Genomic DNA, 23873 nt, shown 5'->3' with positions numbered 1-23873 from the left:
CGGGTGCACCACGGCCCCGACCTCATCGTCCTCGGCCTGCTGTTCGTCCTCGCCTACGCGTTCGGCCAGCTCGGCAAGCGCGTCGGCCTGCCGGCGATCCCCATCTACATGCTGGTCGGTCTCCTCGCGAGCCCGAACGTCGACTGGTTCCCGCTCGACTTCGCCTCGGGCGACATCGAGCTCATCGCCGTCTTCGGCCTGATCCTCCTGCTGTTCAACCTCGGCCTGGAGTTCGACCAGGACGAGTTCTTCGGCAACGCGGGCAAGCTCATCGTCTCCGGCGGCTCATACGTCCTCATCAACATGGGCGTCGGGTTCGCGTTCGGCTTCGCGCTCGGCTGGGGCACGCGCGAGGCGCTCATCATCGCGGGCATGACGGCGACCTCCTCGAGCGCCATCGTCACGAAGCTCCTCATCGAGCTGAACCGGCTGGCCAACGACGAGACGCCGATGATCCTGGGCGTCACCGTCGTCGAGGACATCTTCATCGCCGTCTACCTCGCCATCGTCTCCGTGGTGCTGAGCGGCCAGACCGAGCCCTGGGCGGTGGTCGGCCAGCTGGCCGTGTCGTTCGCGTTCCTCGTCGTGATGTTCACGGTGGCGCGGAAGGGCGGCGCGTTCCTGTCGCGCTTCCTGCGCACGCGCGACGTCGAGCTGTTCACGGTCCTCTTCTTCGGCCTCGCCATCCTCTTCTTCGGCCTCGCCATCCTCTTCGGCGGCATCGGCGAGGTGCTCGGCGTGACCGACGCCATCGGCGCCTTCCTCATCGGCCTCGTGCTCGGCGCCACGCGCGTGCGCAACCGCATCGAGCAGATCGCCATCCCGCTGCGCGACGTGTTCGGCGCGTTCTTCTTCCTCAACTTCGGGCTCGCGCTCGACCCGCGGGAGTTCCCCACCGTCGTGATCCCGGTGCTCGTCGCCGTCGTCATGACGGTCACGCTCAACCTCATCGCCGGCCAGTTCGTCGCCTGGCTCAACGGGCACGGCGCGCAGGCCGGCATCAACACGGCGTTCATCCTGCAGAACCGCGGCGAGTTCGCGCTCATCCTGGCGACGCTGTCGCTGTCGGCGGGGCTCGACGAGCGGATCCAGCCGTTCGCCGGCCTCTACGTGCTGGTGATGGCGATCATGGGGCCGCTCCTCGCCGCCAACTCCGTGCGCATCGGCACGGCCGTGCTGCCCACGCGCTACCGCTCCGCCACCAAGCGGGCGGCCGAGAAGGCGGCGCGCGACGCCGAGCGGGCCGGCGCCCTCGCGCTGTTCGAGTCGGCGGAGCGCGGTGACCAGGCGGTCGTCGACGCGTACGACGACGGGCTGCAGGTCACCGGATCCCGCCCGGGCACGGCCGCGCGCGGCACGACGCCGGGCACGGGACCCGAGGCCGAGGGCGCGCGCGGCGGCGCCCGGGTCGACGACGGCGGGGCGGTCGACGGCGACGACGCGCATCCCGCCCCCGACCGCCGCCGCGCGGAGCAGGCCGGACAGCAGTCCGACCACGACACCTGGACACCGCCCACCCGCGAACGGGAACCCGACTACTGATGACGCACGCACCCGACCACCGCCCCGCCGTCGCCGGCACCGCCGCTCCGGGATCCGAGGGCGCCCCCGCCGGGGCGTCCGGTCCCACCATCGGGCAGGTCGCGCGCCGCCCGCGCTCGATCGCCCTGCTCGCGCTCGCCCTCGTCATCGCCGCCGGCTTCGCGGCGCTCGGGCAGTGGCAGCTGGCGCGCGCGGTCGAGTCCGGCGTCGTCATCGAGCGCGACACCGAGACCGCGCTGCCGCTGGGCACCCTCGCCGCGCCCCAGGGCTACGTCACCGACCGGTCGGCGGGGCACATGGTCACCGTCACCGGCTCGCTGGTCCCCGGCGACTTCCTCGTCGTGTCCGATCGCCTCGACGACGGCCGCACGGGCGCCTGGGTCGTCGGCCACCTGGCCATCACCGACGACGGATCGGCCACGGATCCCGCGCCCGACGCGCTCCCCGTCAGCGTGCCGGTCGCGCTCGGCTGGGCTGCGACGGACGACGAGGCGGCCGCGGTCGCCGCCGCGCTCGACGCGGGCGACGCGCCGAGCGCGGGCGTGCAGGAGGTCGTCGGCCGGTTCCTGCCGAGCGAGCAGCCCGAGCCGCCCGGATCCGGCCAGGACCCCCAGCGCATGACCCGGCTGAGCACCGCCGCCCTCGTGAACACCTGGCAGGGCGACGTGGGCGACGTCTACAACGGCTTCATCGTGGCGTCCACGCCGGTCGCGGGCCTCGCGCCCATCTACTCGCCGCCGCCGAGCGAGGCCGTGCAGCTCAACTGGCTCAACATCTTCTACGCGGCCGAGTGGGCGGTCTTCGCGATCTTCGCGATCGTGATCTGGTACCGCACGGTCCGCGACACGTGGACCCGCGAGCAGCCCGGCTACCGCGAGGACGACGACGAGGACGACCTCCCGGACGACGACCTCGACGACCCCGCCGCCGCCCCCGCGGGCGCTCCCCGGCGCGGGAGCCGCGCAGACGCCGACCGGTAGGATCCACGCATGGCCTACGGACTCAAGCGCTCCGACGTCCCGCAGATCCGGAGGGTCCTCGGCTTCTACCGCGTCATGGCGTTCATCACCGGCGCGTTCCTGCTCCTCCTCGTCGTGGAGATGGGCTTCAAGTACCTGCCCGGCTTCCAGTTCGTCGACGGATCCCTGCAGTACCTCGCCGGCGCCGGCTACGAGCTCGAGCTGAACGGCCCCTCGGGCTTCCTGGCCCTGTCGCCGGCCGACACCCTCACGGGCACGAACCTCAGCCTCATCATCCAGATCGTCCACGGCAACATCTACGTGGTCTACCTCATCAGCGACTTCCTGCTCTGGCAGAAGATGCGCTGGTCGTTCACGCGCTTCATCCTCGTCGCGGCGGGCGGCGTCGTGCCGTTCCTCTCCTTCGTGGTCGAGGCGCGCATCGCCCGCCAGGTGCGGGAGGTCATCGCGAAGCTCGAGGCGCCGCGTCGCCCGGCCGCGAGCACGACCGGCCCCGACGAGCGCGACGACCGCGATCCCCGACCCATCGACCCGACCACCACCACGGAGGCCACCACTTGAGCGTCGACAACCCCACGAACCAGCGCCCTGTCCTCGTCGTCGACTTCGGCGCCCAGTACGCGCAGCTGATCGCCCGCCGCGTCCGCGAGGCCAACGTCTACTCGGAGATCGTGCCGTCCACGATCACCGCCGACGAGATCCGCGCGAAGGACCCGTCCGGCATCGTCCTGAGCGGCGGCCCGTCGAGCGTCTACGAGGAGGGCTCGCCCGGCCTCGACGAGGGGATCCTCGACCTCGGCGTCCCCGTGCTCGGCATCTGCTACGGCTTCCAGGTCATGGCCCGCGCGCTCGGCGGCGAGGTCGCGCACACCGGGCAGCGCGAGTACGGATCCACCGCGGTCACGCTCACGCCGGGCAGCACCCTGCTCGACGGCCAGCCCGACGACCAGACCGTGTGGATGAGCCACGGCGACTCCGTGTCGAAGGCCCCCGAGGGCTTCGAGGTCCTCGCCTCCAGCGCGTCCACCCCCGTCGCCGCCTTCGCGAGCGACGAGCGCCGCCTCTACGGCGTGCAGTGGCACCCCGAGGTCAAGCACTCCGCGCACGGCCAGGCCGTGCTCGAGAACTTCCTGCACCGCGCGGCCGGCATCCCCGGCGACTGGAACAGCGGCAACGTCATCGCCGAGCAGGTCGAGCGGATCCGCGCCCAGGTCGGCGACGCCCGCGTCATCTGCGGCCTGTCCGGCGGCGTCGACTCCGCCGTCGCGGCGGCGATCGTGCATCGCGCGGTCGGCGACCAGCTCACCTGCGTCTTCGTCGACCACGGCCTGCTCCGCCAGGACGAGCGCCGTCAGGTCGAGGAGGACTACGTGGCCGCCACGGGCGTCCGCCTCGTCACGGTCGACGCGGCCGAGCAGTTCCTCGACGGCCTCGCGGGCGTCACCGATCCCGAGGCCAAGCGCAAGATCATCGGCCGCGAGTTCATCCGGTCGTTCGAGGGCGCGGCGGAGGCGCTCGTGCTCGAGGCGAAGGCCGACGGCGAGCCGATCCGCTTCCTCGTGCAGGGCACGCTCTACCCGGACGTGGTGGAGTCGGGCGGCGGCACGGGTACCGCCAACATCAAGAGCCACCACAACGTGGGCGGCCTCCCGGAGGACCTCAAGTTCGAGCTGGTCGAGCCGCTCCGCACCCTGTTCAAGGACGAGGTGCGCGCCATCGGCCGCGAGCTGGGCCTGCCCGAGGTCATCGTGGGGCGCCAGCCGTTCCCCGGCCCCGGCCTCGGGATCCGCATCGTCGGCGAGGTCACGGCCGAGCGCCTGGAGCTGCTGCGCAAGGCGGACGCGATCGCGCGCGCCGAGCTCACCTCCGCGGGCCTCGACAGTGAGATCTGGCAGTGCCCCGTCGTGCTCCTCGCGGACGTCCGCTCGGTCGGCGTGCAGGGAGACGGCCGCACCTACGGCCACCCCATCGTGCTGCGCCCGGTCTCGAGCGAGGACGCGATGACCGCCGACTGGACCCGCCTCCCGTATGACGTGCTCGCGCGCATCTCGAACCGCATCACGAACGAGGTGGACGGCGTGAACCGCGTCGTGCTCGACGTCACGTCGAAGCCGCCGGGCACCATCGAGTGGGAGTGATCCTCCCGCGCATGCCGTGGACGACGAAGGCCGCTCCCCCAAGGGGAGCGGCCTTCGTCGTCTTGCTGGTCCGCGGTGCTGTGCCGCGGACCCGCGTGGTGCTAGTTGTTGCCGCGCAGGATCGCGAACAGGCGGAGCAGCTCGACGTAGAGCCACACGATGGTCGTGACCAGGCCGAAGGCCGCGGTCCAGCCGTAGCGACGCGGGGCGCCGGCACGGACGCCGCGCTGGATGAAGTCGAAGTCGAGGACCAGCGAGTACGAGGCCAGCAGGATGACGAAGATGCCCAGGATGACGCCGAGGGGGATGCCGGCGATCGTCTCCGTGCGCAGGCCGTACGGGCTGTCGAGGACGCCGAAGGCCACGAGCGCGAAGTTGAGCACCGAGAACAGCAGGTAGCCGACCATCGCGATCATGAAGATCTTGGTCGCCCGCTTGGAGGCGCGGATCTTGCCGCTGCGGAACAGGATCAGGACGGTGGCGAAGATGGCGGCGGTCGCGAGGAGCGCCTGCGTGGCGACGCCGGGTGCGACGCTCTCGAAGACCCGGCTGATGCCGCCGACGAAGAGCCCCTCGAACGCCGCGTACGCGACGATGAGCGGGACGGACGGCTCCTTCTTGAAGGAGTTGACGAGGCCGAGCACGAGGCCGCCGAGTCCGCCGAGCAGGGCGAGGGGGCCGGCGAGCGGGCCGGAGAACCAGGCGACCGCGCCCAGCACCACGACGATGGCGAGGAGGCTGACCGTCTTGACGGAGGTGTCCTCGTAGGTCATCCGGTCGGTCTCGGAGGCACCGGCCGACGGCCGGTTGTACAGCTCGTCGAGGCTCTCCGGGGTCACATCCCTCGTGGGCGTCGCACCCCGGCCGTTGAAGACCGGGTTGTTGGAGAACGTGGGGTTGGCCATGGTCCTTCTACTCTCAGTGGTGGTTGAACGTGATCGAGCCTCAATTTAGCTGACCAGGCTGGGAGACGACTCGCGTCGGCCGTGTATTTCCCCAGATGAGTACGCGCGCGCCGTCCACCCGGCGCCTGTAGCGTGCGCGGCGTGGATCACGCCCCCCGCCCCCGCCCCCTCGTCATCGCCCATCGCGGAGCCAGCGGCTACCGCCCCGAGCACTCCGCCGCGGCCGTCCGCCTCGGCTTCGCCCAGGGGGCCGACGCCGTCGAGCCGGACCTGGTCGCCTCCTCGGACGGCGTGCTCGTCATCCGGCACGAGAACGAGCTGTCGGGCACCACGGACGTCGCCGAGCGTCCCGAGTTCGCCGACCGCCGGGTCACGCGCGTCGTCGACGGCGTGGAGCGCACGGGGTGGTTCACGGAGGACATGACGTGGGCCGAGATCCGCACGCTCCGCTGCCGGGAGCGGATCCCCGCGGCGCGGCCGGACAGCGCGTCCCACGACGACGAGGAGACGGTGCTCTCGCTCCCCGATCTGCTCCGGATCGTCGACCAGGAGTCCGCCCGCCGGGGTCGGCCGCTCGGCATGGTCGCCGAGATCAAGCACGCCACCCACTTCGCGGGGCTGGGGATGCCGCTCGACGAGCTGCTCGCGCGCGACCTCGACGCGCATGGCTGGGCGACGGACGCGTCGCGCCTCACCGTCGAGTCGTTCGAGCGGCACGTGCTGCTGGCCGTCCGGGCGAGGGGCGTGCAGGCGCGGCTCGTCTACCTCCTGGAGGGTCGCGGATCGGCGGTCGACGAGGTCGCGCGCCACGGCGACGCCGCGGTCACGTTCGACGAGCAGCTGACCGACCGTGGGCTGACCGCGCTCGCCGCGGAGGTGGACGGCATCAGCGTGGGAATCGAGCGCATCTGCCCGGCGGCGGGCTTCGGAGCCGCGGACGAGGCCGCCGCCCCTGTCTCCGACCTGGTCGCGCGCGCGCACGTCGCCGGCCTCTCGGTCTTCACCTGGACGCTGCGCCCCGAGAACGCCTTCCTGCCGCGACCCCTCCGAGGCCCCGGCCCGAAGTCCGCCCACGGCGACTTCCGCACCCACTGGGGTCGGCTCCTCGACGCGGGCGTCGACGGCGTGTTCGCCGACCACCCGGATCTCGCGGTGGCGCTCGTCGGGGAGCGGGGGGCGGCCGCGAGCTAGCGCGTCCGCGGGCCTCCGCCGGGGCGCCTCGCCCGGGGTCGCGTGCGGCCTCGCGTGCGGGTCCCCTGCCGTGGCGCGGACCGCTCCGCGCCGGGTCTCGCGTCGGGGGCAGCGCCTAGGATCGATGCCGACATGAGTGCCGACCCCGCCGCCGTTCCCCCCTCCAGCACGCCGATCATCCTCGACGGACACGGGGGCGCCGGCGGAGGGCCCGGGGGTTCGTCCGATCCGCTGCTGGAGGGCCTCAACCCGGAGCAGCGCGAGGCCGTCGTCTACCGGGGGCCGGCCCTCCTCATCGTCGCCGGCGCCGGGTCCGGGAAGACCCGCGTGCTCACCCATCGCATCGCGAGCCTCATCGAGTCGCGGGAGGCGTGGCCGAGCCAGATCCTGGCCATCACGTTCACGAACAAGGCCGCGGCGGAGATGCGCGAGCGCGTCGAGTCGCTCCTCGGCCAGGCGTCCGAGGGCATGTGGATCTCGACGTTCCACTCCGCGTGCGTGCGCATCCTGCGCCGCGAGGCCGAGGCGTTCGGCTTCACGCAGAACTTCACCATCTACGACTCGGCCGACAGCCGCGTCCTCATCAAGCGGATCATCAAGCAGCTCGACGCGGACACGCTCGGCTTCACGGTCTCGTCGGTCTCCGGACGCATCTCGAAGCTCAAGAACGAGCTGTCGGACGCGGACACGTTCGCCCGCACGGCGAACTTCAACGACCCGGCCGAGGCCATGTTCGTCGAGATCTTCCGGCAGTACACGCGCTCGCTCGCCGCCGCCAACGCGTTCGACTTCGACGACCTCATCGGCCAGACGGTGTTCCTCTTCCGCGCGTTCCCGAAGGTGGCGGCGCTGTACCAGCGGCGGTTCCGGCACGTGCTCGTCGACGAGTACCAGGACACCAACCACGCGCAGTACTCGCTCATCCGGGAGCTGACCCGCGCGGTGGCTCCGGAGGACGTGCCCGTGGACACGCGCATGTCGACGAACGGCATGGGCGGCATCGACGGGGCGTCGCTCACCGTGGTCGGCGACAGCGACCAGTCGATCTACGCCTTCCGCGGCGCCGACATCCGCAACATCACCGAGTTCGAGCGCGACTTCCCCCAGTCCAAGGTCGTGCTCCTCGAGCAGAACTACCGCTCGACCCAGAACATCCTCACCGCCGCCAACGCCGTCATCTCGAACAACTTCGACCGCAAGGACAAGAAGCTGTGGACGTCCATCGGCGACGGCGACAAGATCATCGGCTTCACGGGCTACTCCGGACACGACGAGGCGCAGTTCGTCGCCGACGAGATCCAGAAGCTGCACGAGGAGGGCACCGCGTACTCGGAGATCGCCGTCTTCTACCGCACGAACGCGCAGACGCGCGCGCTGGAGGAGATCCTCATCCGCTCGGCCGTGCCGTACCGGATCATGGGCGGCACGAAGTTCTACGAGCGGGCCGAGATCAAGGACGCTATGGCGTACCTGATCGCCGTGGCGAACCCGGCGGACGTGCTCGCGCTGCGCCGCATCCTCAACACCCCGAAGCGCGGCATCGGCCCGGCGACGGAGACGGCGCTCGCGAACTTCGCGGAGGCGCACGGCGTCACCTTCCGCGAGGCGATGCGTCGCGCGTCGGAGCTCGGGCTCGGGCCCAAGGTGACGCAGGCGATCACGACGCTGTCGCGCATGCTCGACGAGGTGGCGCTGCTCCTCGATCCCGAGCGGCCGGAGGGCCGCACCTCCGTGGGGGACCTGGTCACCACGCTCCTCGAACGGAGCGGCCTCGTGCAGGCGCTGCGCGCGAGCAAGGACGCGCAGGACGAGGCGCGTGCGGAAAACGTCGAGGAGCTCGTCGCCGTGACGAAGGAGTTCTCGCGCAACAACCCCGAGGGTCAGCTGGTCGACTTCCTCACGGAGGTCTCGCTGGTCGCCGCGGCCGACGAGCTCGACGACTCCAGCGGCACGGTGTCCCTCATGACCCTTCACACCGCGAAGGGGCTCGAGTACGACTCGGTGTTCCTCACGGGCGTGGAGGAGGATCTCCTCCCGCACCGGATGTCCGCGAACGAGCCAGGCGGCCCCGCCGAGGAGCGCCGGCTGTTCTACGTCGGCATCACCCGCGCCCGTCGTCGCCTCTTCATCTCCCTCGCGATGACCCGCGCCCAGTTCGGCGAGGTCAACGTGGCCATGCCCAGCCGGTACCTGCAGGAGATCCCGGCCGAGCTCATCGACTGGAAGCAGTCGCCGGGGATGGCGACCTCCCGCGGCGGCACTCAACCGCGCGCCCTCAACGCCCGGCGCGAGGGCGGCGGGTACGGGCGGTCGCGATCCACGAGCGCCTTCGAGGATCCGGCGCTGCCGCCGCCTCCGCGTCCGAAGACCCAGTGGGCGAACACCGTCACCGGCCAGGTGCGGGACAACGGCGACCTGGAGCTCGCGTTCGGCGACAGGATCCGGCACACCGACTTCGGCGACGGCCGCGTCACCGGGGTCACGGGCGAGGGGCGCAAGCGCATCGCGGAGGTGCAGTTCGACGGTCCCGCCGGGCGGAAGCGGCTGCTGATCAAGATCGCGCCCATCGAGAAGCTATAGCGGTCCCCGGGGCGCGCCGACGTCCTGCGCGGCGAGCGCCGATGCCGAGCACGCCGAGCGCGCCGATCGCCGCGGCCGCGCGCGCCACCTGCGCGGCGCCCAGCCGGGTGAGCGGCCCGGCTGCGACCGGCATGTCGATGCCCGGCGCCCCTCCCGTCATCGCGAGCTCCGCGTGACCGCCGGGTGAGGGCGGCGCCGCGACCGGCGGTAGACCGGCGTGGAACGTCTCGGCGGCGTGCGCCACGAGGTCCGCGAACGGGGCGATGGCGGCTCCGTCGGCATCGCCGGAGGGTCGGCCCTCGCTGTCGAGCACGGCGACGTACCACCCGGCCGCGTCGACGCGCATGCAGGGGGTGGTCGCCTCGCCGTCGTCCGTGAGCACGACGTCGGCCGCGGGGACGGCCGCGTCGTCGGGCAGGGTCACGGCCTCGCCCTCGGCGGGTGCGGACGAGAACGGACCCGCGAGCCGGACCTGCACGGGCACGGGTCCCGTGCCCACGAAGCCGCTCACGTGCAGGGTGTCGGTCTCGCACCCGCCCGTCGTGATCTCCCGCGCCCCGATGGTCGTCGTGATGGTCGGCGGGTGCGGCACCTGGGTGGTCTCGGTGGCGGCGCCGAAGGTCGACCGCCACGGCAGCACGCGGTCGCGTCCCTCCGCGGCGGGGGTGTCGTCCGGCGAGATGGACTCGACCCAGGTGTAGAAGCCCCCGGCAGGGAGGCGGCAGGCCGGAGTCGTGTAGGCGCCGGGCCCGCGGTCGACGCGCGTGGTGACCTCGCAGACCTGCGGTGCGCCGTCAGGCGCGTCGTCGCGTTCGGGCCCGACCTGCTCCGGGAACGGCCCGAGGAGTCGGCTGCGCACGGTGACGGGCACGGGGACGAGGTTCCCGCCCTCACGTCGCAGTAGCCCCCAGCCGTCGGAGGTGGCCGGTCGCCCGCCCGACGCCGGGGCGGCGGGGTCCGCCGACACCTCGAGGGAATCCGTGACCTCGTCGCCCGCCGCGGCGACCGCCCGCGATGCGCGCGTGACGACCCGCGGTGCGAAGGGGAGCGGGCTCGGAGCGCGGGCATCCGCCTGCGCCTCGGCGCGCGCGTCGGCAGGGCGGGCCAGGATCATGCCCTGCGACGCGCCACCGTCCCCGACGACGTCGAGGGCGTCGCCGTAGGGGAGGTCGCGGAATGCGGCGCTCGCCGTGACGTGCACCGTCGCGGCCGATCCCGTCGCCGTGATGGCCGTCGGTGCGCCGTTGGGCACCTGCGCGCTCGCGCCCCCGCCGTCGAACACGGCTCCCACGAGCGTGACCGTGCCGGTCCGGGATCCGGCGGGGACGTCCGCCGGACCGGTGGCGAGGAAGTCGGCGCGCAGGTCGACGCGCACCGTCCCGTGGCCGTCGTCGCCGAGGGCGACCGATGCGGCGGCCGTCACGGAGCGCGAGGCGCCGGATGCGGATCCGGCCTCCGCGAGCATCTCCCGGGCGCGGGACTCCACGACGCCGGCTCGGTCCCCGGCGCGTGCCGCGTACCAGGCGAGGTCGTGCCCGCCGAGGCCCGTGATGCTCCACGTCGCGAGCTGGCCGGCGGCCGCCGTGTCGGGATCCGCGGAGCCCGCCCGCGTCCTCGAGATGTAGGCGAGCCGAGCGCGGTCGTCGGGGGAGCGGCCCGCGTCGTCCGACGGCGCGTACTCGTGGCCGGGCGGGGCCGCGAGCCCGACGTCGATGCAGAAGCCGAGCCGGCCGTCGTCCATGCGGTAGGAGCCGAGCCAGCGACCGTCCCCTCCCGAGGCGTAGCCGATGCCGTGGGAGACCGCGCTGAGCGCCTGCGCGGGAGGGACGGCGCTCGCCGCGAGGCCGAGGGCGAGCCCCATGCCGACGAGCGCGGAGACCAGCCTCCCGGCCCGCGGATGGAGGTGCGGTCGCGGGGGAGGGGAGGGACGGAGGGAGGGGATCCATGTCATGGCCGCACCATGCGCGCCGGCGGGTCCGCCGGTCGACGTCGGACGGCGACACGGGGAGGGGCGGACGGATCCGGCGCCTGTGCAGGAGCGGGCGGCTAGCCGACGTCGCGGCGCAGGTACCGCCGGGTGACGACCGACCGCGGCGCGTCCCGGACCGCCTGCGGCAGCACGCGGTTCACCGCCACGAGCACGCGCAGCATGCGGTCGAAGCGCCGCTGCAGCCGGGCGTCCCAGCGCATGCCGAGGCCCGTCCGGACCCGCGGCGGCAGGAGCCCGGCCGTGACGAGCGCGACGACCCGCATGGCCGGGTGGAGGGGCCGCGGCCAGGTCCTCGCGCCCAGCAGCGCGCGTGCCACCCGCCGGGCGTCGGCGGTGGGCTCGAGCGCGGCGATCCGCTCGTCCCAGTAGGAGCGGAAGGCGGCGCGATCGGCCGGCCACCGCTCCGCCGGCACCTGCAGCGCGGTCCCGAGCACGGCGTACTCGCGGTACACGCGGTCGGCGGCCTCCTCCGGCAGCGGCCCGTACGCGAACTCGGCCATCCGGATCGCGCTGTCGTAGATGGTCGCGGCGACCCAGAGCTGCAGGCCGGGGTCGTAGGCGGAGTAGGCGGGCGCGGATCCGTCGGCGGCCGGTGCCGCGGACCGCACGGATGCATGCGCGCGCCCCACGATCCGCCGGGCGCGCGCGACGTCGGCGGGCGATCCGTACACCACCGCGTAGATGTAGCCGAGCGTGCCCTCGAGGCGGTCGAACGGCCGCGACGCGAAGTCGCTGTGCTCGGCGACGCCCCGGGCGACGGACGGGTCGGCGATCTGCAGCAGGATCGCCCGGCCCCCCGCGGCCAGGAGTATCGCCTCGCCCGCGATGTCGCGGATCGACGCGTCGCTCCGCCGCACGGGATGCGTCCTCGGCCTCATCCGCCCAGTCTCCCTCCCCAGCGCGGTGGTCCGCGCGGGAGCGCACGGCTGCGGCGCGCCCGGACCGCCCGACGCCCGACCCGATAGGCTCTCCACGGTCGTCGACGCGGCGGGCCGGCTCACCCCGGTGGGCGCCGTCCGGGTCGATCAGCCGCAAGACACCGGGTGCCGCCACCAGACGGTCGCGGCACCGCAGCCTCGAACGACGCACGTAACCGCCGAGCGCGGGTGCGGATGGGATGACACGCGTGGATCTTTTCGAATACCAGGCCAGGGACCTCTTCGAGTCCTACGGCGTCCCGGTCCTCCCGGGGATCGTCGCCGACACCGCCGAGGAGGTGCGCGCCGCGGCCGAGAAGCTGGGCGGCACCGTGGTGGTCAAGGCGCAGGTGAAGACCGGCGGCCGCGGCAAGGCCGGCGGCGTGAAGGTCGCCCAGAGCGCCGACGCGGCATACGAGGCGGCGCAGTCCATCCTCGGGCTCGACATCAAGGGCCACACCGTGCACCGCGTGATGGTGGCGGCCGGCGCCCGCATCAAGGAGGAGTTCTACTTCTCCATCCTGCTCGACCGCGCCGAGCGCTCCTACCTCTCGCTCACGAGCTACGAGGGCGGCATGGAGATCGAGGAGCTCGCGGTCACGCGCCCCGAGGCCCTCGCCCGCATCGAGATCGACCCGGTCATCGGCATCGACGCCGCCAAGGCCGAGGAGATCGCGCGCGCCGCGTCGTTCCCCGAGGAGCTCATCGCCAAGGTCGCGCCCGTGTTCGAGCGCCTCTGGTGGGTGTACCGCGACGAGGACGCCACGCTGGTCGAGGTGAACCCGCTGGTGCTCACCGAGTCGGGCGACATCATCGCGCTCGACGGCAAGGTCACGCTCGACGAGAACGCCGGCTTCCGCCACGAGGGCCACGCGGCCCTCGAGGACGCGGCCGCCGCGGACCCGCTCGAGGCGAAGGCCAAGGAGTCCGACCTCAACTACGTGAAGCTCGACGGCCAGGTCGGCATCATCGGCAACGGCGCGGGCCTCGTCATGTCCACGCTCGACGTCGTCAGCTACGCGGGCGAGCAGCACGGCGGCGTCCGCCCCGCGAACTTCCTCGACATCGGCGGCGGAGCGTCCGCCGAGGTCATGGCCGCGGGTCTCGACGTCATCCTCGGCGACGAGCAGGTCACCAGCGTCTTCGTCAACGTCTTCGGCGGCATCACGTCGTGCGACGCGGTCGCGAACGGCATCGTCGGCGCGCTCGACAAGCTGGGCGACGCCGCCACCAAGCCGCTCGTCGTCCGCCTCGACGGCAACAACGTCGAGGAGGGCCGCCGCATCCTCGAGGAGCGCGCCCACCCCCTCGTCACCGTCGTCGGCACCATGGACGAGGCGGCCGACAAGGCCGCCGAGCTGGCCGCCGCGTAACTCCCGAGAGAGAACAGGAACAGATAGATGTCGATTCTTCTCGACGAGAACAGCAGGATCATCGTCCAGGGCCTCACCGGGTCCGAGGGCACCAAGCACGCGGGCCGCATGCTCGCGTCCGGCAGCAAGGTCGTCGGCGGCGTGAACCCGCGCAAGGCCGGCAGCACCGTCACGATCGAGGGCGTCGAGCTCCCGATCTTCGGCTCGGTCGCCGAGGCCATGACGGAGACGGGCGCCGACGTGTCGGTCATCTTCGTCCCGCCGGCGTTCGCGAAGAGCGCCGTGGTCGAGGCGATCGACGCGGCCATCCCGCTCGCGGTCGTCATCACCGAGGGCATCCCGGTCAAGGACTCCGCGGAGTTCTGGTCGCATGCGAAGAGCACGGGCGGCAAGACGCGCATCGTCGGCCCGAACTGCCCCGGCATCATCAGCCCCGGCAAGTCGAACGCCGGCATCATCCCCGCCACCATCACCGAGGCCGGCCCCATCGGCCTCGTCTCCAAGTCGGGCACGCTCACCTACCAGATGATGTTCGAGCTGCGCGACCTCGGCATCTCGACCGCCATCGGCATCGGCGGCGACCCCATCATCGGCACCACGCACATCGACGCCCTCGAGGCGTTCGAGGCGGATCCCGAGACGCGCGCCATCGTCATGATCGGCGAGATCGGCGGCGACGCCGAGGAGCGCGCGGCCGAGTACATCAAGGCGCACGTCACCAAGCCGGTCGTCGCGTACGTCGCGGGCTTCACGGCACCCGAGGGCAAGACGATGGGCCACGCCGGCGCCATCGTCTCCGGCGGGAGCGGCACCGCGCAGGGCAAGAAGGAGGCCCTCGAGGCGTCCGGCGTCAAGGTCGGCAAGACGCCGACCGAGACGGCCAACCTCCTCCGCGAGGTCTTCGCCGCCCTGTAGCGACGACGCGCTCCCGAGCGCCGACCCGACGGCCCGCATCCCCCGTGGATGCGGGCCGTCGTCGTGCCACCGCCCTCCACAGGCGGATCCCCTGCCGGATGCCCGCCGCGCCCGCCGCGGGACCGGCCGCCCCGGGCCCGGCCGGTAGGGTCGTCGAGGCATGAACCGACACGCAACCGCCCTGTTCGCGGCACTCGAGGCGCTCCTGGTGGTGGGGGTCGGCGTCGCCCTGCCCCTCGTGCCGCTCACGGCGCTCTGGGCGGGCCAGTACGGCCTCCAGATCGACTGGGGCGTGTTCGCGCGCACGGGGATCGACCTGTGGCTGCTCGGCCACGGCGTGACCCTCACCGCGTCCCTCGATCCCGGGCTCGCGGCCGCCCTCGGCCTGCCCGGGGTGGACGCGCCGTTCGCCCTGACGCTCGCGCCCCTCGGCTTCGCGCTCCTCACGCTCCTGCTGGGCATCCGCGCCGGCCGCCGCATCGTGGAGACCGACCATCCGGGCGTCGGGGTCCTCGCGGCCGTCGTCACGACCGCCGTCCTCTCCTTCGGGCTCGCGCTCGTCGCGCAGCACGAGGGCGTCGCACCGGCGCTCGTCCGGGGCGCGATCCTGCCCACGCTCGTCCTCGCCCTCGGACTGCTCATCGGCGGCATCGCCCGCGTCGACCGTGCCCGGGCCTCCCGCTGGTGGGCGTCCCTGTCGACGGGTCGCGTCGCCGGCATCGTGCGCGGCGCGCGGGATGCGCTCGACCGGCTCCCCGAGGGCGCGGCATCCGTCGCCGGCACAGCGGTCCGCGGAGGCGCCGCCGCCGCGTTCGGGGTCGTCGGGTTCTCCGCGGTCGTCGTCGCCGTGCTGCTCGGGCTCCAGTACGCCACCGTCATCACGCTCTACGAGACGCTGCAGACGGGGATCGTCGGCGGCGTCGCCCTCACGCTCGGGCAGCTGGCGCTCCTGCCGAACCTCGTGCTGTGGGCCTCGTCCTGGCTCATCGGGCCCGGGTTCGCGCTCGGCACCGGATCCTCGGTCTCGCCCCTCGGCACCACGGTCGGGCCCATCCCGTCCGTGCCCGTGCTCGGGATCCTCCCGCAGGGCGCGCTGGACCTGGGGTACCTCGGCATCCTCGCGCCGGTCGTCGTCTCCTTCGTCGCGGCCGTGGCCCTGTCGCCGCGCGTGGCCCGCGTCCCGGCACCCGAGGCGCGGCGCTGGCCGTGGTTCCTCGCGGCGGGGCTGGGGATGGGCGTGGTCGGCGCGGTGGTGCTGTCCCTGCTCGCCCTCCTGTCCGGCGGAGCGGCCGGCCCCGGGCGCCTGGTCGACGTCGGTCCGGCCGCCGGGTGGGTCCTCCTGGTCGCCTTCCTCGAGATCGGCGTCGCCTCCGTGGCGGGCATGTTCGTGTCCGGCCTCATGGCCCCGCTGGTCCGGCGGAGCGCCGAAGGACGCGGATAGGCTGTGGGCGTGTTCAACGTGGTGGTCCTCATCTCCGGCAGCGGGACCAACCTCCACGCCCTCCTCCAGGCGGCCGACCACGCCGACTACCCCGCGCGGGTGATCGCCGTCGGCGCCGACCGCGACGCGGACGGCCTGCTGTTCGCCGAGGAGCGCGGCATCCCGACCTTCACGGTCCCGTTCGCGAGCTTCCCCGACCGCGCGTCCTGGGGCGACGAGCTCGCCGCCGCCATCGCCGGATGGGAACCCGACCTCGTCGTGCTCAGCGGCTTCATGCGCCTGCTGCCGCCGCGCGCGGTGGAGGCCTTCGCGCCGCGGATCGTCAACACGCACCCCGCGTACCTGCCCGAGTTCCCCGGCGCGCACGCCGTGCGCGACGCGATCGCCGCCGGGGCCACGAGCTCCGGGGCGTCCATCATCGTCGTCGACACCGGCGTCGACACCGGACCCGTGCTCGCGCAGGAGCGCGTGCCCGTGGAGCCGGGCGACACCGAGCACACCCTGCACGAGCGCATCAAGGTCGTGGAGCGCAGGCTCCTCGTCGACACGGTGCGCGCCATCTCCCTCGGCACCATCGACCTCAAGGAGCTGTCCCCGGCATGAGCGGACCCCGACACGACCCGTCCCTGTTCCGCGATCGCGACGGCATCCCGGTGGCACGCGCCCTGGTCTCCGTCAGCGACAAGACCGGCCTCCTCGATCTGGCCGCCGCCCTGGCGGGAGCGGGCGTCGAGATCGTCTCGACCGGATCCACGGCCAGCACCATCGCCGACGCGGGCTTCCCGGTGACCCCGGTCCAGGATGTGACCGGGTTCCCGGAGGCGCTCGACGGGCGGGTCAAGACCCTGCACCCGTCGGTGCACGCGGGCCTCCTCGCCGACCTGCGGCTCGAGTCGCACGAGGCCCAGCTCGCGGAGCTCGGCATCTCGCCGTTCCAGCTGGTGGTGGTGAACCTCTACCCGTTCGTGGAGACGGTGGCGTCGGGTGCCCCCGCGTCGGACGTGATCGAGCAGATCGACATCGGCGGGCCCGCCATGGTGCGGGCGTCGGCCAAGAACCACGCGAACGTCGCCATCGTCGTCTCGCCGTCGAGCTACGGCGAGGTGATCCAGGCGCTGGGCTCCGGGGGCACGACCCTCGCGCAGCGCCGGCGGCTCGCCGCCGCCGCCTTCGCGCACACCGCCGACTACGACCGGGCCGTCGCCGGGTACTTCCAGCGGTCGGTGGTGGGCGCCGACGACGGCGCGCCGGACGCCTCCGCCTGGCCGACGAGCTGGAGCGTGGAGGGGGAGCTGGCGCAGGTGCTCCGATACGGGGAGAACTCGCACCAGGACGCCGCGCTGTACCGGCGCCCGGACGGGGCGGGCATCGCGCAGGCGACGCAGCTGCACGGCAAGGAGATGTCCTACAACAACTTCGTCGACGCGGATGCCGCGGTCCGCGCCGCGTACGACTTCGCCGAGCCGGCCGTCGCCATCATCAAGCACGCGAACCCATGCGGGATCGCCGTCGCCCCGCCGCGCGCGGTCGACGCGATCGCCGCGGCCCACCGGAGCGCGCACGACTGCGATCCGGTGTCGGCGTTCGGCGGGGTCATCGCCGCCAACCGCACGGTCACGCTCGGCATGGCCGAGACGGTGAAGGAGATCTTCACCGAGGTGCTCGTGGCGCCCGGGTTCGACGACGATGCGCTCACGCTGCTGCGGTCGAAGAAGAACCTGCGGCTGCTGACGCTCCCGGAGGGGTACCGCCGTGAGGAGCTCGAGGCCCGGCAGATCTCCGGCGGGTACCTGGTCCAGTCCGGGGACTCCTTCCCCGCCGACGGCACCCGCCTCTCCGACGGGTGGACCCTGGCCACCGGCGACCCGGTCGACGAGCAGACCCTCGCCGACCTGGAGTTCGCATGGAAGGCGTGTCGCGCCGTGAAGTCGAACGCGATCCTGCTCGCGCACCACGGCGCATCGGTCGGGGTGGGAATGGGCCAGGTCAACCGGGTCGACTCCTGCCAGCTGGCGGTGCAGCGCGCCGGTGGCCGGGCGACCGGTTCCGTGGCGGCGTCCGACGCGTTCTTCCCCTTCGCCGACGGGTTGCAGGTCCTGCTCGACGCCGGTGTCCGCGCCGTCGTCCAGCCCGGGGGATCGGTCCGCGACGAGGAGGTCGTCGAGGCGGCCCGCGCTGCCGGGGTCGCCATGTACTTCACGGGCGAGCGCCACTTCTTCCACTGAGCGGGTCGGCGACGGCAACGTCGTCGTCGCCCGCGTCCCCGTGCGGGACGCCGTCGCGACACGCCCGGGATGCGGGTTGTTTTGCGGGGGTGGGGTGGTCCGCGTAATGTCTCCTCTTGTCGCCGGAACGGGCGGGAAGCGAAAAGCTTCCGGAGCTGTTCTGGCGGGTGATGATCCTGGTGAAACAGAAGTTGCCGCGGCTTACGGGTTGCGTGTGTACCACCAACTGAGCTAGGGTCTGATTCTGCTTCCGACGTGAGTGCTGGGCCTTCTGGGTCTGGATCACTCCCACGGGGAGCGGTGGAGTGTGAGCTCCGATGGCTGGCTGTGATGGTCGGTGTCGGGAGCGTCCGTTCCTTGAGAACTCAACAGCGTGCACAATGTCAAATGCCAAATACCCGTGGCATCGTCCCTTTGGGATGATGTCCGGATTCCTTTGGAAAACATTTAAACAAACAAGCAAGTCAGTAATGATTTGTTCTGTCGGTTTCAAACTTGCTGGTTCGTGTTCGATTCCCGTTCACGTCCGGCTTTAGATGTGCCGGTCGCCTTCGGGTGGTCGTGCGTTTAAGCATTTATGGAGAGTTTGATCCTGGCTCAGGACGAACGCTGGCGGCGTGCTTAACACATGCAAGTCGAACGGTGAAGTCGGAGCTTGCTCCGGCGGATCAGTGGCGAACGGGTGAGTAACACGTGAGTAACCTGCCCCCGACTCTGGGATAACTGCTAGAAATGGTAGCTAATACCGGATATGACGACTGGCCGCATGGTCTGGTCGTGGAAAGAATTTCGGTTGGGGATGGACTCGCGGCCTATCAGGTTGTTGGTGAGGTAATGGCTCACCAAGCCTACGACGGGTAGCCGGCCTGAGAGGGTGACCGGCCACACTGGGACTGAGACACGGCCCAGACTCCTACGGGAGGCAGCAGTGGGGAATATTGCACAATGGGCGAAAGCCTGATGCAGCAACGCCGCGTGAGGGATGACGGCCTTCGGGTTGTAAACCTCTTTTAGTAGGGAAGAAGCGAAAGTGACGGTACCTGCAGAAAAAGCACCGGCTAACTACGTGCCAGCAGCCGCGGTAATACGTAGGGTGCAAGCGTTGTCCGGAATTATTGGGCGTAAAGAGCTCGTAGGCGGTTTGTCGCGTCTGCTGTGAAATCCCGAGGCTCAACCTCGGGTCTGCAGTGGGTACGGGCAGACTAGAGTGCGGTAGGGGAGATTGGAATTCCTGGTGTAGCGGTGGAATGCGCAGATATCAGGAGGAACACCGATGGCGAAGGCAGATCTCTGGGCCGTAACTGACGCTGAGGAGCGAAAGCATGGGGAGCGAACAGGATTAGATACCCTGGTAGTCCATGCCGTAAACGTTGGGAACTAGATGTGGGGACCATTCCACGGTCTCCGTGTCGCAGCTAACGCATTAAGTTCCCCGCCTGGGGAGTACGGCCGCAAGGCTAAAACTCAAAGGAATTGACGGGGGCCCGCACAAGCGGCGGAGCATGCGGATTAATTCGATGCAACGCGAAGAACCTTACCAAGGCTTGACATATACCGGAAACATGCAGAGATGTGTGCCCCGCAAGGTCGGTATACAGGTGGTGCATGGTTGTCGTCAGCTCGTGTCGTGAGATGTTGGGTTAAGTCCCGCAACGAGCGCAACCCTCGTTCTATGTTGCCAGCACGTAATGGTGGGAACTCATAGGAGACTGCCGGGGTCAACTCGGAGGAAGGTGGGGATGACGTCAAATCATCATGCCCCTTATGTCTTGGGCTTCACGCATGCTACAATGGCCGGTACAAAGGGCTGCGATACCGTAAGGTGGAGCGAATCCCAAAAAGCCGGTCTCAGTTCGGATTGAGGTCTGCAACTCGACCTCATGAAGTCGGAGTCGCTAGTAATCGCAGATCAGCAACGCTGCGGTGAATACGTTCCCGGGCCTTGTACACACCGCCCGTCAAGTCATGAAAGTCGGTAACACCCGAAGCCAGTGGCCTAACCGCAAGGGAGGAGCTGTCGAAGGTGGGATCGGTGATTAGGACTAAGTCGTAACAAGGTAGCCGTACCGGAAGGTGCGGCTGGATCACCTCCTTTCTAAGGAGCATGTGCACCTCTCCTCTGTATACAGGGAGATCAAGGGTGCCAAGTCACGCGTCAGGCGTTCGTCCTGGCGGTGGCGCTCATGGGTGGAACATTGACATTGATGCCGGCTGATGTGCCGTGCTGCTAGTACGCCTCCTTGTGGGGTGGGAACGTGGTGCGGTTTGTCGAGGGCATGTTGCACGCTGTTGGGTCCTGAGGGACCGGGCCGCACCTTTGCTGGTGTGTCTGGTTTCTTGTCGGACCCTTTCCGTCGTCCTTCCATGGATGGTGGTGGGGTACCGCCCGTATATTGAGAACTACACAGTGGACGCGAGCATCTTAGATTCACCGGTTTTCCGGTGGATCACAAAGATCTATTTATAGATCATTGGTCAATTCTGTCTCCTCTAGGGGAGGCGAAACGATTCAATCTCATGTGATTTCAAGATTCTAAGAGCAAACGGTGGATGCCTTGGCATCTGGAGCCGAAGAAGGACGTATAAATCTGCGATAAGCCTCGGGGAGCTGATAATAGAGCTTTGATCCGAGGATCTCCGAATGGGGAAACCCCGCCAGGCCCTTTGGGTGACCTGGTGACTCCCGCCTGAATATATAGGGCGGGTAGAGGGAACGTGGGGAAGTGAAACATCTCAGTACCCACAGGAAGAGAAAGCAAAAGCGATTCCGTTAGTAGTGGCGAGCGAAACCGGAAGAGGCCAAACCGATCATGTGTGATATCCGGTAGGAGTTGCATGGTCGGGGTTGCGGGACTTTCCGTACAGTTCTACCGAGCTGTGAGGGCAATGAGCGCGATATAGACGAATGGTCTTGAAAGGCCAGTCATAGAGGGTGCGAACCCCGTAGTCGAAATGTCGTCGCCTGTCCGGAGAGTATCCCAAGTAGCACGGGGCCCGAGAAATCCCGTGTGAATCTGTCAGGACCACCTGATAAGCCTAAATACTCCCAGATGACCGATAGCGGACAAGTACCGTGAGGGAAAGGTGAAAAGTACCCCGGGAGGGGAGTGAAATAGTACCTGAAACCGTTTGCTTACAAACCGTTGGAGCATCCTTGTTGGTGTGACAGCGTGCCTTTTGAAGAATGAGCCTGCGAGTTAGTGATATGTGGCGAGGTTAACCCGTGAGGGGCAGCCGTAGCGAAAGCGAGTCTTAATAGGGCGTATGAGTCGCATGTTCTAGACCCGAAGCGAAGTGATCTATCCATGGCCAGGTTGAAGCGACGGTAAGACGTCGTGGAGGACCGAACCCACTTCAGTTGAAAATGGAGGGGATGAGCTGTGGATAGGGGTGAAAGGCCAATCAAACTTCGTGATAGCTGGTTCTCTCCGAAATGCATTTAGGTGCAGCGTTGCGTGTTTCTTGCCGGAGGTAGAGCTACTGGATGGACGATGGGCCCCAAAAGGTTACTGACTTCAGCCAAACTCCGAATGCCGGTAAGTGAGAGCGCAGCAGTGAGACGGTGGGGGATAAGCTTCATCGTCGAGAGGGAAACAACCCAGACCACCATCTAAGGTCCCTAAGCGCGTGCTAAGTGGGAAAGGATGTGGAGTTGCATAGACAACCAGGAGGTTGGCTTAGAAGCAGCCACCCTTGAAAGAGTGCGTAATAGCTCACTGGTCAAGTGATTCCGCGCCGACAATGTAACGGGGCTCAAGCACGCCACCGAAGTTGTGGCATTTATATTACAGGCAGGCCTTCGTGGTCCAGCCGTATGGATGGGTAGGAGAGCGTCGTGTGGCCAGCGAAGCGGCGGTGTGAACCAGCCGTGGAGGCCACACGAGTGAGAATGCAGGCATGAGTAGCGAAAGACGGGTGAGAAACCCGTCCTCCGAAAGACCAAGGGTTCCAGGGCCAGGCTAATCCGCCCTGGGTAAGTCGGGACCTAAGGCGAGGCCGACAGGCGTAGTCGATGGACAACGGGTTGATATTCCCGTACCGATGAAGAACCGCCCAAGACAATCCAGTAATGCTAAGTGTCTGAATCCTTGATTCGATCCCTTCGGGGTGACGGTCTTGGCCTAGCACACGACCCTACGCTGGGGCGTTTAGCGTATTAACAGGTGTGACGCAGGAAGGTAGCTGAGCCGGGCGATGGTTGTCCCGGTCTAAGGATGTAGGGCAGAAGATAGGCAAATCCGTCTTCTATTAAGCCTGAGACCCGATGGGTAGTCCTCACGGACGAAATCAGTGATCCTATGCTGCCGAGAAAAGCATCGACGCGAGGTTCCAATCGCCCGTACCCCAAACCGACTCAGGTGGTCAGGTAGAGAATACTAAGGAGATCGAGAGAATCGTGGTTAAGGAACTCGGCAAAATGCCCCCGTAACTTCGGGAGAAGGGGGGCCTGAGGCGTGTAGGGATTTACTCCTGAAGCGTTTGAAGGCCGCAGAGACCAGTGGGAAGCGACTGTTTACTAAAAACACAGGTCCGTGCTAAGTCGCAAGACGATGTATACGGACTGACGCCTGCCCGGTGCTGGAAGGTTAAGAGGAACGGTTAGCACGCAAGTGCGAAGCTGAGAATTTAAGCCCCAGTAAACGGCGGTGGTAACTATAACCATCCTAAGGTAGCGAAATTCCTTGTCGGGTAAGTTCCGACCTGCACGAATGGCGTAACGACTTCCCAGCTGTCTCAACCGCGAACTCGGCGAAATTGCACTACGAGTAAAGATGCTCGTTACGCGCAGCAGGACGGAAAGACCCCGTGACCTTTACTACAGCTTGGTATTGGTGTTCGGTGTGGCTTGTGTAGGATAGGTGGGAGACTTTGAAGCTCGGACGCTAGTTCGGGTGGAGTCATTGTTGAAATACCACTCTGGTCACTCTGGATATCTAACTTCGAACCGTAATCCGGTTCAGGGACAGTGCCTGGTGGGTAGTTTAACTGGGGCGGTTGCCTCCTAAAAAGTAACGGAGGCGCCCAAAGGTTCCCTCAACCTGGTTGGTAATCAGGTGTCGAGTGTAAGTGCACAAGGGAGCTTGACTGTGAGACTGACAAGTCGAGCAGGGACGAAAGTCGGGACTAGTGATCCGGCAGTGGCTTGTGGAAGCGCTGTCGCTCAACGGATAAAAGGTACCTCGGGGATAACAGGCTGATCTTGCCCAAGAGTCCATATCGACGGCATGGTTTGGCACCTCGATGTCGGCTCGTCGCATCCTGGGGCTGGAGTAGGTCCCAAGGGTTGGGCTGTTCGCCCATTAAAGCGGTACGCGAGCTGGGTTTAGAACGTCGTGAGACAGTTCGGTCCCTATCCGCTGCGCGCGTAGGAAATTTGAGAAGATCTATCCCTAGTACGAGAGGACCGGGATGGACGAACCTCTGGTGTGTCAGTTGTTCCGCCAGGAGCACCGCTGATTAGCTACGTTCGGAACGGATAACCGCTGAAAGCATCTAAGCGGGAAGCCGGCTTCGAGATGAGATTTCCATCCCTTTCAGGGTGAAGGCTCCCGGCTAGACTACCGGGTTGATAGGCAGGATGTGGAAGCGAGGACTAAAGACTCGTGGAGCTGACCTGTACTAATAAGCCGATATCTTGAAAACACTTTGCTTGCGTCCACTATGTGGTTCCCGATA

14 protein-coding genes and 2 rRNA genes are annotated in these 23873 nt (G+C 68.7%); 13 read left to right on the top strand and 3 right to left on the bottom strand.

Features of this window, described 5'->3' with window-relative positions; translation table 11 throughout:
- Positions 1 to 3: 3 nt before the first annotated feature.
- Genes H9X71_RS12745 through guaA form a run of 4 tightly spaced genes read left to right on the top strand, consistent with a single transcriptional unit; the run spans position 4 to position 4660 of the window.
- Positions 4 to 1542 carry a cation:proton antiporter gene (locus tag H9X71_RS12745; protein ID WP_191147426.1) on the top strand — a complete coding sequence of 513 codons (1539 nt, stop codon included), beginning with the start codon at positions 4 to 6 and terminating at the stop codon, positions 1540 to 1542.
- Positions 1542 to 2522, top strand: a complete 981-nt coding sequence (locus H9X71_RS12740; protein ID WP_191147425.1) for an SURF1 family cytochrome oxidase biogenesis protein — start codon at positions 1542 to 1544, stop codon at positions 2520 to 2522. The genes H9X71_RS12745 and H9X71_RS12740 overlap by 1 nt, the downstream gene beginning before the upstream one ends.
- Positions 2523 to 2531: 9 nt before the next feature.
- The gene (locus H9X71_RS12735) at positions 2532 to 3083 is read left to right on the top strand and encodes a DUF3817 domain-containing protein (RefSeq protein WP_191147424.1); all 552 of its coding nucleotides are present in this window, start codon (positions 2532 to 2534) and stop codon (positions 3081 to 3083) included.
- Positions 3080 to 4660 (top strand): glutamine-hydrolyzing GMP synthase, encoded by a 1581-nt coding sequence (guaA, locus tag H9X71_RS12730; protein ID WP_191147423.1) that lies wholly within the window; start codon positions 3080 to 3082, stop codon positions 4658 to 4660. Before H9X71_RS12735 ends, guaA begins: the two co-directional genes overlap by 4 nt.
- A 101-nt stretch (positions 4661 to 4761) precedes the next feature.
- Here the strand turns inward: guaA and H9X71_RS12725 are convergent, their stop codons facing one another.
- Positions 4762 to 5565, bottom strand: coding sequence for a Bax inhibitor-1/YccA family protein (locus H9X71_RS12725; RefSeq protein WP_191147422.1), 804 nt, complete (start codon positions 5563 to 5565; stop codon positions 4762 to 4764).
- Between the two features lie 132 nt (positions 5566 to 5697).
- On the opposite strand from H9X71_RS12725, the gene H9X71_RS12720 reads away from it, so the two are divergent.
- On the top strand, positions 5698 to 6756 hold the full coding sequence (locus H9X71_RS12720; protein ID WP_191147421.1) for a glycerophosphodiester phosphodiesterase family protein: 1059 nt from the start codon (positions 5698 to 5700) through the stop codon (positions 6754 to 6756).
- A 132-nt stretch (positions 6757 to 6888) separates the two neighbouring features.
- Positions 6889 to 9336: an ATP-dependent helicase gene (locus H9X71_RS12715; RefSeq protein WP_191147420.1), complete on the top strand. Its 2448-nt coding sequence runs from the start codon at positions 6889 to 6891 to the stop codon at positions 9334 to 9336.
- Here H9X71_RS12715 and H9X71_RS12710 read toward each other — a convergent pair.
- Positions 9308 to 11287: a hypothetical protein gene (locus tag H9X71_RS12710; protein WP_191147419.1), complete on the bottom strand. Its 1980-nt coding sequence runs from the start codon at positions 11285 to 11287 to the stop codon at positions 9308 to 9310. The two genes, H9X71_RS12715 and H9X71_RS12710, sit on opposite strands and share 29 nt — an antisense overlap.
- A 95-nt stretch (positions 11288 to 11382) precedes the next feature.
- On the bottom strand, positions 11383 to 12204 hold the full coding sequence (locus H9X71_RS12705; RefSeq protein ID WP_191147418.1) for an oxygenase MpaB family protein: 822 nt from the start codon (positions 12202 to 12204) through the stop codon (positions 11383 to 11385).
- Positions 12205 to 12452: 248 nt separating this feature from the next.
- Between H9X71_RS12705 and sucC the strand changes: the two genes are divergently transcribed.
- From sucC to H9X71_RS12670, 7 genes are all read left to right on the top strand, one after another.
- A complete protein-coding gene (sucC, locus tag H9X71_RS12700) occupies positions 12453 to 13616 on the top strand; it encodes an ADP-forming succinate--CoA ligase subunit beta (RefSeq protein WP_191147417.1) in 1164 nt (387 codons plus the stop codon).
- 27 nt (positions 13617 to 13643) lie between these two features.
- Positions 13644 to 14531 (top strand): succinate--CoA ligase subunit alpha, encoded by an 888-nt coding sequence (gene sucD / locus H9X71_RS12695; protein ID WP_160447835.1) that lies wholly within the window; start codon positions 13644 to 13646, stop codon positions 14529 to 14531.
- A 160-nt stretch (positions 14532 to 14691) separates the two neighbouring features.
- Positions 14692 to 15972: a cell division protein PerM gene (locus H9X71_RS12690; RefSeq protein ID WP_191147416.1), complete on the top strand. Its 1281-nt coding sequence runs from the start codon at positions 14692 to 14694 to the stop codon at positions 15970 to 15972.
- Positions 15973 to 15975: 3 nt separating this feature from the next.
- Positions 15976 to 16575, top strand: a complete 600-nt coding sequence (gene purN, locus H9X71_RS12685; RefSeq protein WP_191147415.1) for a phosphoribosylglycinamide formyltransferase — start codon at positions 15976 to 15978, stop codon at positions 16573 to 16575.
- Entirely contained in the window at positions 16572 to 18197 is a 1626-nt protein-coding gene (gene purH, locus H9X71_RS12680; RefSeq protein ID WP_191147414.1) for a bifunctional phosphoribosylaminoimidazolecarboxamide formyltransferase/IMP cyclohydrolase, read from the top strand. The genes purN and purH overlap by 4 nt, the downstream gene beginning before the upstream one ends.
- Positions 18198 to 18771: 574 nt before the next feature.
- Positions 18772 to 20292: ribosomal RNA gene (locus tag H9X71_RS12675) — 16S ribosomal RNA — on the top strand.
- A 428-nt stretch (positions 20293 to 20720) separates the two neighbouring features.
- A 23S ribosomal RNA gene (locus H9X71_RS12670) occupies positions 20721 to 23840 on the top strand.
- Together the 16S and 23S rRNA genes form the textbook arrangement of a ribosomal RNA operon.
- Positions 23841 to 23873 lie beyond the last annotated feature (33 nt).

The sequence above is a fragment of the Clavibacter zhangzhiyongii genome (genome assembly GCF_014775655.1).
Classification (GTDB): Bacteria; Actinomycetota; Actinomycetes; order Actinomycetales; family Microbacteriaceae; genus Clavibacter; species Clavibacter zhangzhiyongii.
This window is presented reverse-complemented; position numbering and strand designations above follow the sequence as displayed.

Excerpts from the sequence above, each read along its gene's own strand:
- sucD (WP_160447835.1), top strand. The coding sequence starts at position 13,644 with ATGTCGATTCTTCTCGACGAGAACAGCAGGATCATCGTCCAGGGCCTC.
- H9X71_RS12690 (WP_191147416.1), top strand. The coding sequence starts at position 14,692 with ATGAACCGACACGCAACCGCCCTGTTCGCGGCACTCGAGGCGCTCCTG.
- H9X71_RS12715 (WP_191147420.1), top strand. The coding sequence starts at position 6,889 with ATGAGTGCCGACCCCGCCGCCGTTCCCCCCTCCAGCACGCCGATCATC.
- H9X71_RS12740 (WP_191147425.1), top strand. The coding sequence starts at position 1,542 with ATGACGCACGCACCCGACCACCGCCCCGCCGTCGCCGGCACCGCCGCT.
- H9X71_RS12725 (WP_191147422.1), bottom strand. The coding sequence starts at position 5,565 with ATGGCCAACCCCACGTTCTCCAACAACCCGGTCTTCAACGGCCGGGGT.
- purH (WP_191147414.1), top strand. The coding sequence starts at position 16,572 with ATGAGCGGACCCCGACACGACCCGTCCCTGTTCCGCGATCGCGACGGC.
- H9X71_RS12735 (WP_191147424.1), top strand. The coding sequence starts at position 2,532 with ATGGCCTACGGACTCAAGCGCTCCGACGTCCCGCAGATCCGGAGGGTC.
- H9X71_RS12710 (WP_191147419.1), bottom strand. The coding sequence starts at position 11,287 with ATGACATGGATCCCCTCCCTCCGTCCCTCCCCTCCCCCGCGACCGCAC.
- H9X71_RS12705 (WP_191147418.1), bottom strand. The coding sequence starts at position 12,204 with ATGAGGCCGAGGACGCATCCCGTGCGGCGGAGCGACGCGTCGATCCGC.